We start from the raw sequence: 8,179 nt of genomic DNA on the forward strand, positions 1-8,179 counted from the left end.
AATTGATGGCAAAATGTATCCTGGGCTCATTAAATTGCTTCCTGAGTATTTCATGCTCAATCTCCTCCAAAGTGACCATCTTCTCAACCGCCCGAAATTGGAGATCCGACCAAACACCAGAGATCTGAAGAATACTGTTACTAGGGACAAAAAGACCTACTAAGGAAAGACTTCTCTTTATCGGATAGTTGTCGATAATAGCTTTTATGGTAAAGGCATTATAAGCATTAATCCAATACGACAGTTTTTGTTCCTCTGTCCAATTTTCATAGCTTTTCTCACTAACAAAACCAAGCTGTGTGAGATACGTATTTAATTCATCGGACGATTTTATGAATCCTTTGTAATCAACCCTTGAATCGTGTACGTAACTTTTGAGCAATGAATCAAAAACAGAATGTGTATGATCGAAAGTATAAGACATTCCATCACTCGCTGCATAAGAAATAATTGATAACGAATTGCTCTTTGACTTTATGAATATTGAAAAGACCAATATTAAGAATATCGAGCCAATTGTGAGCTTAAACCAAATTGAATTCATTTTATGAGATCTTTGAAGAACAGTTCAAATTCTGAAATTTATCTATTAGGATGTTTTTTATACGGGTAGAGATTCATAATTAGCTTTAGAAACCGATACTACATTATTATAAGGTTCTATTGATGGAAAACCCGGCAGGGAGCTTCAGCGTATCCTCGTACAATAACTACGGTGTAATAGCTCATTGCGAGGGGTCTTAAGCAGTCCCGAAGCAATTTCCTTTAACACTGGCAGAGCTTCCCGTACCTAATACACGCGATTATAGCATTGATGTGGCAGATTGCTTCGCCTACGCTCGCAATGACAAATTGCCTGTCATTTATATGTTAATTCTAAGTTGGTTTATACAGAGTGAATCGAAGGGAAAATTTCGAAATGACGAAACTGAAGTCTATAGTGTCGTTGGCATTCCAAAAATTGCGTCAAGAAAATCAGAAACGAAGACGTTAAAATCCCTATATCCCTCTTTAAAAAAGAGGGAATTTCCTCCTTTTCGGTAAATTTTTGGGTAGCCTAGTCCTGAGCGACGTCGAAGGATTGCTTCTTTGTACCTGTGCTGAACTTGTTTCAGGATGTTCAGGATTGATCCATATGGGTGACTGGTGCGGATCAGCTTATGCTTATACCGACACCGAATGAATAAAATAACGGGTGCGCACTGGATGAAATAGCAATAGAAATGTTATATGAATCAAATTAATTGTAAGGAATTATTTTACCTATTGACAGGGACTGGCTAAAGGGGCCCCTTTTTTCTTCTATATACAACAACTTAATTTAGAAATATCTTTAGTGAATGACAATGCAACAATCTTTATTGCTTCTGAGAGTGTTGGGAAAATTGGTAGCGAGCTTATTACATCATCAATAGTATTTTTATTCTTTATCAGCATCATCGCTTCAGCAATAAGATCTCCAGCATTTGGTGCAAGAATATGAACACCCATAATCTGCCCTGCTGAGGGATGGACTGTCATTTTGATTAATCCCTCAGTGCGACGTGTAATTATTGCTTTTGGCACGTCAGTAAATGAGACGGTTCGGCAAGCACATACACCTATTTGTTTCATTTGTTCATCTTCGGTGTATCCTACACCGGCAAGTTGTGGATCAGTAAAAATCGTGTAAGGCACAGTGTTGTAATCAATGCTTTTTTTGGATCCGGTTAAAGCATTCTCTGCTGTAAGAGTTCCCTCGTACCCAGCAGTTGGTTCAAGGCGCAAAGGTAAGTTAGTTACATCACCAACAGCAAATATATGGGGCTGAGAAGTTTGAAAGAACTGATTAACAATAACGGCTTGGCGTTCGTCAATTACGACACCAGCTTTTTCCAGCTTCAGTTCTTTGGTATTTGGAGTTTTGCCAGCGGCTAGGAGTATTTCATCACCGGATACCTCTTCTTGTTTCCCATCAACGATATACGAAAGAACTTTTTTACCATTTTCCTTACGTGCTCTTTTGACCACAACATTTGTTTTAATGGTTATACCTTCTTCTGATAGCAGTTCACTAAGGCGCTCAGTTAACTCTTTTTCACCTCGCCGGAAGATAGATGAGCCACGCTGTAAGATAGTAACATTTGTGCCAAATCTCGCATACATTTGGGCAAACTCGAGACCCACTGGTCCTGCACCAACTACAATCAGCTCTTCTGGTTGCCATTCAAGACTTAGCGCTTCAACATGAGTAACAATGCCGACTTTACGAATACCCTCAATTGGAGGAAAATTGGCGGTTGAGCCAGTGGTAATAATAAATTTTTCTCCAAATAACTTTTGATCATTCATTTCTATCTCGTTTTTCGAAATAAATTTTGCTCTTCCTTCGATGTGCTTAACATGCTTAAGATCTTTCAACACCTTTTCGTATTTCTCCTGGCGTAATCTTTCCACTAAAGAGAGTTCATCTTGAATAATTTTTTGGAAATTAAAGTTTTTTACCTCAAGCTCAATACCTGGAATGCCGTGATTCTTCGCCATATGCAAAACCTCTCCGGCATAGAGAAGCGTTTTCGACGGAACGCACCCAACATTAACACACGTTCCACCAAGTGGCAGCCCACTATTTACCATTGCCATTTTTGCTCTGAGCTCATTTGCGTGTATGGCTGCTGCAAAGGCACCTGCGCCACCACCAATTATGATCAGGTCAAATTTTTCCATGATCTTTAAATACCTCCTTTCTATATCACACAAGATTCGGGTTTACATGCCTTTTGAAGGTAAATATCCCAAACAGAAGCCGCAATCAGACCCACAAGTCCAATATAAACTAACAGCTTTGAGAACCAGATGGCAGCAAAGACAACTATGGCACTTATTATGACAAGGATTAGGCTTCCCTTCCTTCCATGGAACTTAGATGATTTATAAACACTTCCAATGCTAATGCCAAGGAAAACTACAAGAAGTGGAATCAGAATCTTATCGTTAATTAAAAATCCAACACCAATGCTTGAAAGAAAAGCTAAAAGAGCCGGTGTTCCGATGCAACATAGAGCTGCAAAGATTGATCCAAGTGAACTGATAATTTTAGATACCATAATAGCTTTACTCCTTTACTTCCTTTCTTTACTAAGAGAAGTTGCTTTATAATTACCAGAACTCTCTATAGTTTTAACTATGTCATCTACTGTAACTTTGCCATCTTCATACAGTGCTTTAGCCTCTTTATCCTTGTAACTCACATCAGCATCTACTACGCCATTCAGCTTCTTTAGAGCAGTCTTTATAGTAAGCGGACACATCCTGCACGTCATTCCATCCACTTTGAGTGTAACCTCTTGTTTATTTGTGCCTTCTTCACTAAACGCAGAAGCATTAAAACCTGCCGTAAGAACAATGGCTAGAACCGCTACTAAAATAAATGTACGTATAGTTACAATCTTCATCTTTTATACCTCCTTTTTAAGTAACAAAAAATCCTATAATGTTTGGTGAAAAGATAAAAGCAATTACCAAAATAGCCGCTATCCAAAGAATTATTCTATTTAGCTTTTTTCTCTTCGGACTTATCGCACAACTTGTGCCAGGAGCACATTCCTCTTTCTCTCTATAAACAAAAAAGAAACCAAGGGTTAAGAGCACAAGAGCTATTGCTCCAAAAAGCAATCTATATTGTTCAAATTTTGTGAAAAAAGCGGCTCCACTCAGTCCAAGAATTACAAATATCAAGGGGCCTATACAACATAGTGATGCTAAGAGTCCTGACATTATAGAGCCTATAAAAGCAAAGAGTGTTATTTTTTCAGTTCTATCAGCCATTTTTTCCAGCCTTCTTCATAGCCTTATTCAATTTATATGTAGGTATGATGCTTATACTTTTCTTTTTCCTAAGCTAGATATTACAGGTCAGAGTGCTCCTATGAAAGACACTCTGACCCTCTATTAGCAGGCTACTTGATCTCAATATCAGATCGGTTGCCCTAATCCAGAAGCTTTTAACATGGCCTCATCAGGGCCACGTCCTGCACAGCAATCAGCGAGCTTACCGTCTATCCCCACGGCAGGAACCGACCGGATTCCCAAACTTTTGGCTCGGCTTGCCACGTCCGGGTCTCTCATATCCAGAACGATGACTTCACAGGATGGACAGGTGACTCGATTGATAAGCCTAATCGTCTCCTCACACGCAAGACATCCTGCACTAAAGATCTCAATATTACGTTTGGTACTCATAGTTATTACCTCCTTTTTTCTCATTGACCTGCACGGACAGGGCGTTTTCCGCCCCGTCCACAATAGTCTTTACTATTTACTTCTTAACCATCTCTTTACCGCAGCAGCAGCGCGGTGCTAGATCACCGCCCTTGCCAGGCGCAGCGCCCTTTATCACTGTAATTTCACATCCACAGTTATTATCAGGACATTTGTAAACTTCACCTTCTTTCAGAGCCATTTGATATCACCTCCTTATTTTTTAGGTTTTATCTGTGTTCCCTTCTTGAGTTAGCGGTCCTGTAGGAACACATGCGGGACAGGAGCCACTATCGGTTCTTCGCTTTGGCCATGAGTTCCAGAATGAAGCACCCATTAATAGAGCGATACCTCCGTACATGGCCAAATCGGAAACGAAGACGAACTTGCTAATCATCACAATGATTGCTGCAATGACACCGATAATGAGCGGTTGATAACCACGGCGATTCTTTGCACGATAACCGAGTGATACAACTGCAGGAGTTAGAAATAAAATGGTCAGCGGAAGTAGGTAGGTTGTGTAGTTGACAAACCCGAATCCGAGAGAGCTGAGAAGCCCTGCGTACGCTGGCCAGCAGACCGGACACGTCAGCTTAGGAAGTAGTCCAACGCCAATCCCTGGTAGCACAGTCAGAGTATTGAGCCAACTGCCCTTATCCATGACGGCTGCTCCAGTATCCAATGACGCTGTCTCCTTTGCCCTTAAAAGTGCTGAGGTGACTACTTCTACTGAAGGGGCACCTTGAAATTGTCCGTTTTTAGATAAGTAAATACGGCAGCAGTCCTCTCCAGCGGATGGCGAAGCATCAGCCACATCTTGACCCTCAACCAGGATGGTTGGGGAACCATAGGCACGCACGTGAGCCGGACTCTCAGGAGCGTCACGATCCCATTCCTGCCATTTAAATGGAAGTCCAACTTCGGTGAAGGCGCAAAGCAGTTGAGCTCTACCTCATTCATGTTTGGACAATCAGCGTCGTAAATTAGTTCAACTGTTAGCATCTGTTTTCCTCCTAGTATCCAGCACATCCATTATCGGGCATTCACTCGTTGGACCCTGTCCGCTGCAGAGCGCCACGAGTTTCGTGAGCGCCTTCTTTATTCTCTGGAGTGCTTGAATCTTTTCATCAACGTCTGCAATCTTGACCTCTGCACGTCTCTTAACGTGACCGCAGGTAGTATTCGGATCAACTCGTAAAGAGAGGAGCTCCAAAATTTCTTTGAGGGAGAACCCAAGCTCCTTGGCACGCTTGATGAACTGGATACGTGCGACGGTATCCTGAGGGTACTGTCGGTATCCTGATTCGCGTCGAGGTGGCCTGGGTATCAGTCCTCGTCGCTCGTAATAACGCACTGTTTCAACGTTTACCTGCGCCTTTTTGGCCAACTGTCCTATAGTCGAATTTTTCATTTTTTCACCTCTCTAGATAGTATAAGCACTGTACCTAAGTACGGAGTCAAGACCTTTTTTGAACTTTTTAACTTTTTCCACCCCAAAAAAAACAGGGACATCTGTCTCTATCCCTCTCGAATCTAAGTCTGAAATTGGATGAGTTTAAATTTTATTGAGGGGTAAAGCCTTCCGCTACAATACGCAGCGATAATCCTTAGGTTTCATTCAGTGAGTGGACGAGGATAACCATCCTTATGGGGTAGCGCACCAGTCTTGCTAGTGAGCGGTCAGAGGTTACGAGCAAGACTCCTAACCTATCCAATATATTATTGCTATTTTCCTAAGGGCAATTCATGAATTGCCCCTACCATTTCATCGATAATAAAAGGATTGGAACCTTCGGAGCAAAGGGGAGGCAACCCTTATCTTAAGGAACGACTTCTCCAAATGGTGAGAAATGACATGATGTGGATTCCCCATAAAGGCATTCGGGAATGATAGATAACTTTAGAATTCAACTAGCTTAAAATAAATATAGGATTACTTAATCTGGTTTAAACTAATAAAACTTATGGCTTAGTTACATGTAGCAATTAAAAAACCCTCTCTTATTCCCAACTACCCAGGTATCTACTATTCAAGGGACACCTTCCAAATCTTATATGTTCCTCGAATTCGTCTCTAAACTTTCTTACAATTGAATCAATAGGCATGGCGCAACCATCGGCAAGTGCGCATATTGTTGTGCCCTTCATCTGTGAACAGGCATCAAGCATTGTATCAATGTATTGTTCCCTGCCCCTACCCTCTTCAATCTTCGTAAGCATTTTTTCAAGCCACCACGTACCTTCCCTGCACTGGACGCATTGCCCGCATGATTCATCCCGATAGAAGTGAGCCAGATTTTGTGCAACACGCACCATACAACTCCCTTCATCCATTACGGTAACACCGGCGGTTCCGAGCATTGATCCCACCTTTGCTAATGAATCAAAATCCATGGGAATATCCAACTCATCCTCAGTAAGCACGGAAGCAGATGAACCACCAGGAGAAACAGCTTTTACCCGTTTTCCGTTTCTTGTACCACCACCATATTCAAATATTAGATCTCGCACCGGAATACCAAGCGGGAGTTCATAGAGACCCGGTTTCAGAACGCTCCCGCTGAGCCCGAAAATTTTTGTTCCGGCGTTTTTTGGTGTCCCGATTCCGGAAAACCAATCAGCCCCTCTATTAATTATATGGGGTACACAGGCAAGCGTTTCGACATTGTTTACTATTGTCGGGCATCCAAAAAGCCCTACCTGTGCAGGGAAAGGTGGTTTAGGCCTAGGCTCACCGTTTTTGCCTTCAATTGATTCGAGGAGTCCCGTCTCTTCTCCGCATATGTATGCACCAGCGCCCCTGAATAAAACGACATCCAGATCAAACCAGGACCCAAGGATATTTTGCCCTAGATATCTCTTCTTATAAGCCTCTTCAATAGCCTTTTCTATTATCCTGGCACCCGTAGGCATTTCACCCCGGATATAGATGTAGCATTTATGAGCATTGATTGCGTAACTGCAAATTATAATTCCCTCTAACATCTGATGAGGGTCTTTTTCCATTATTTCCCTGTCCTTGAAGCTGCCTGGCTCGCTCTCATCAGCATTACAACAAAGGTAAATCGGCTTTTTCGAATCCCGGGGAATAAAGCTCCATTTGATCCCGGTTGGGAAACCTGCACCTCCCCTCCCGCGAAGACCTGATTTTTTCATCTCATCGATTATTTCTAGCGGATCCATCTTAAGAGCTTTCTCAAGGGCCGTATATCCTCCAGCGGCTATGTAAGACGCGATCGACTCTGAATCTGCTCTACCAACATAGTTACGGATAATCCTCATTTCAGGCATAATTGGTTACCTAAATTATCGATAAAAACTCGACGTTATTTTATATGTTTTGTAGTCGCTGGCAAGCTGAATAATCAAATATCCAAATAATACCCTATATAGATCAAAGGAATTTCCAATAAGATAATCCCATAATTTGATGAAGGAATTAAGAATACCTAATGAAAGAACTTTAAGCTTGTTAGCCTTTCAAAATTAAGAAACCCTTTATCGCGTGTTGTCAATGCAATGCCGTAATCAATACATCTCTGAGCTATAAGAGCATCTACGACCCTTGATTTGAGAGATCTTCTAAGAATTCTAGCTTCTGTTTCACCAGCTATTTGCCAACAACCAGGAAGTATTTCAACCCTAATAAGTTCTCAGTCAAGTACACAAGATATGCCAGAACCAGAGCTATATCTAGTAGTATCGAAGAAAATATTATCCTGCAAGATTCCATTTTCAAGTCTAAAGAAATACATTATTTCAAGGTATGACACCTAAAGCTCAAGCGGCATGCGGTCTCCTAGCTGAATTGTCACTTGATGAAATTAGCTACTTTCTCTTTGTGATTTAAGATAGGCGTTAGGGTGGTAATACAATGCACCTTCGGGGAGCCACTCCCAAAGCGGACCCAGGTCATTTCGCACTCGGTCCACATAAA

At 41.7% G+C, this 8,179-nt stretch carries 11 protein-coding genes; all 11 read right to left on the reverse strand.

Going from position 1 to position 8,179, the window contains the following annotated elements:
* On the reverse strand, nucleotides 1-544 hold a 544-nt coding region (locus VGA95_13250), incomplete at its 3' end, for a DUF547 domain-containing protein (protein HEX9667507.1).
* 758 nt (nucleotides 545-1,302) lie between these two features.
* Nucleotides 1,303-2,706, reverse strand: a complete 1,404-nt coding sequence (gene merA, locus VGA95_13255) for a mercury(II) reductase (GenBank protein HEX9667508.1) — start codon at nucleotides 2,704-2,706, stop codon at nucleotides 1,303-1,305.
* A gap of 20 nt (nucleotides 2,707-2,726) precedes the next feature.
* Nucleotides 2,727-3,086: a MerC domain-containing protein gene (locus VGA95_13260; GenBank protein ID HEX9667509.1), complete on the reverse strand. Its 360-nt coding sequence runs from the start codon at nucleotides 3,084-3,086 to the stop codon at nucleotides 2,727-2,729.
* A 15-nt stretch (nucleotides 3,087-3,101) separates the two neighbouring features.
* Entirely contained in the window at nucleotides 3,102-3,434 is a 333-nt protein-coding gene (locus tag VGA95_13265; GenBank protein HEX9667510.1) for a cation transporter, read from the reverse strand.
* A 16-nt stretch (nucleotides 3,435-3,450) separates the two neighbouring features.
* On the reverse strand, nucleotides 3,451-3,807 hold the full coding sequence (locus VGA95_13270) for a mercuric transporter MerT family protein (protein ID HEX9667511.1): 357 nt from the start codon (nucleotides 3,805-3,807) through the stop codon (nucleotides 3,451-3,453).
* A 147-nt stretch (nucleotides 3,808-3,954) separates the two neighbouring features.
* On the reverse strand, nucleotides 3,955-4,221 hold the full coding sequence (locus tag VGA95_13275) for a thioredoxin family protein (protein ID HEX9667512.1): 267 nt from the start codon (nucleotides 4,219-4,221) through the stop codon (nucleotides 3,955-3,957).
* Between the two features lie 76 nt (nucleotides 4,222-4,297).
* Nucleotides 4,298-4,441: a hypothetical protein gene (locus VGA95_13280; protein ID HEX9667513.1), complete on the reverse strand. Its 144-nt coding sequence runs from the start codon at nucleotides 4,439-4,441 to the stop codon at nucleotides 4,298-4,300.
* Between the two features lie 21 nt (nucleotides 4,442-4,462).
* Nucleotides 4,463-4,924, reverse strand: a complete 462-nt coding sequence (locus VGA95_13285) for a MerC family mercury resistance protein (protein HEX9667514.1) — start codon at nucleotides 4,922-4,924, stop codon at nucleotides 4,463-4,465.
* A 44-nt stretch (nucleotides 4,925-4,968) separates the two neighbouring features.
* Complete coding sequence (locus VGA95_13290; protein HEX9667515.1) at nucleotides 4,969-5,244, reverse strand: hypothetical protein; 276 nt, start codon at nucleotides 5,242-5,244, stop codon at nucleotides 4,969-4,971.
* Nucleotides 5,231-5,653 carry a MerR family DNA-binding protein gene (locus VGA95_13295; GenBank protein HEX9667516.1) on the reverse strand — a complete coding sequence of 141 codons (423 nt, stop codon included), beginning with the start codon at nucleotides 5,651-5,653 and terminating at the stop codon, nucleotides 5,231-5,233. The genes VGA95_13290 and VGA95_13295 overlap by 14 nt, the downstream gene beginning before the upstream one ends.
* 590 nt (nucleotides 5,654-6,243) lie before the next feature.
* On the reverse strand, nucleotides 6,244-7,533 hold the full coding sequence (nuoF, locus tag VGA95_13300) for an NADH-quinone oxidoreductase subunit NuoF (protein HEX9667517.1): 1,290 nt from the start codon (nucleotides 7,531-7,533) through the stop codon (nucleotides 6,244-6,246).
* Nucleotides 7,534-8,179 lie beyond the last annotated feature (646 nt).

The organism is Thermodesulfobacteriota bacterium, from assembly GCA_036397855.1.
GTDB lineage: Bacteria > Desulfobacterota_D > UBA1144 > Nemesobacterales > CSP1-2 > DASWID01.

What these genes read in the sequence shown, in the direction of transcription:
- VGA95_13265 (HEX9667510.1), bottom strand. Translation starts at nt 3,434, where the DNA reads ATGAAGATTGTAACTATACGTACATTTATTTTAGTAGCGGTTCTAGCC.
- VGA95_13270 (HEX9667511.1), bottom strand. Translation starts at nt 3,807, where the DNA reads ATGGCTGATAGAACTGAAAAAATAACACTCTTTGCTTTTATAGGCTCT.
- VGA95_13260 (HEX9667509.1), bottom strand. Translation starts at nt 3,086, where the DNA reads ATGGTATCTAAAATTATCAGTTCACTTGGATCAATCTTTGCAGCTCTA.
- VGA95_13290 (HEX9667515.1), bottom strand. Translation starts at nt 5,244, where the DNA reads ATGCTAACAGTTGAACTAATTTACGACGCTGATTGTCCAAACATGAAT.
- nuoF (HEX9667517.1), bottom strand. Translation starts at nt 7,533, where the DNA reads ATGCCTGAAATGAGGATTATCCGTAACTATGTTGGTAGAGCAGATTCA.
- VGA95_13280 (HEX9667513.1), bottom strand. Translation starts at nt 4,441, where the DNA reads ATGGCTCTGAAAGAAGGTGAAGTTTACAAATGTCCTGATAATAACTGT.
- VGA95_13275 (HEX9667512.1), bottom strand. Translation starts at nt 4,221, where the DNA reads ATGAGTACCAAACGTAATATTGAGATCTTTAGTGCAGGATGTCTTGCG.
- merA (HEX9667508.1), bottom strand. Translation starts at nt 2,706, where the DNA reads ATGGAAAAATTTGACCTGATCATAATTGGTGGTGGCGCAGGTGCCTTT.
- VGA95_13295 (HEX9667516.1), bottom strand. Translation starts at nt 5,653, where the DNA reads ATGAAAAATTCGACTATAGGACAGTTGGCCAAAAAGGCGCAGGTAAAC.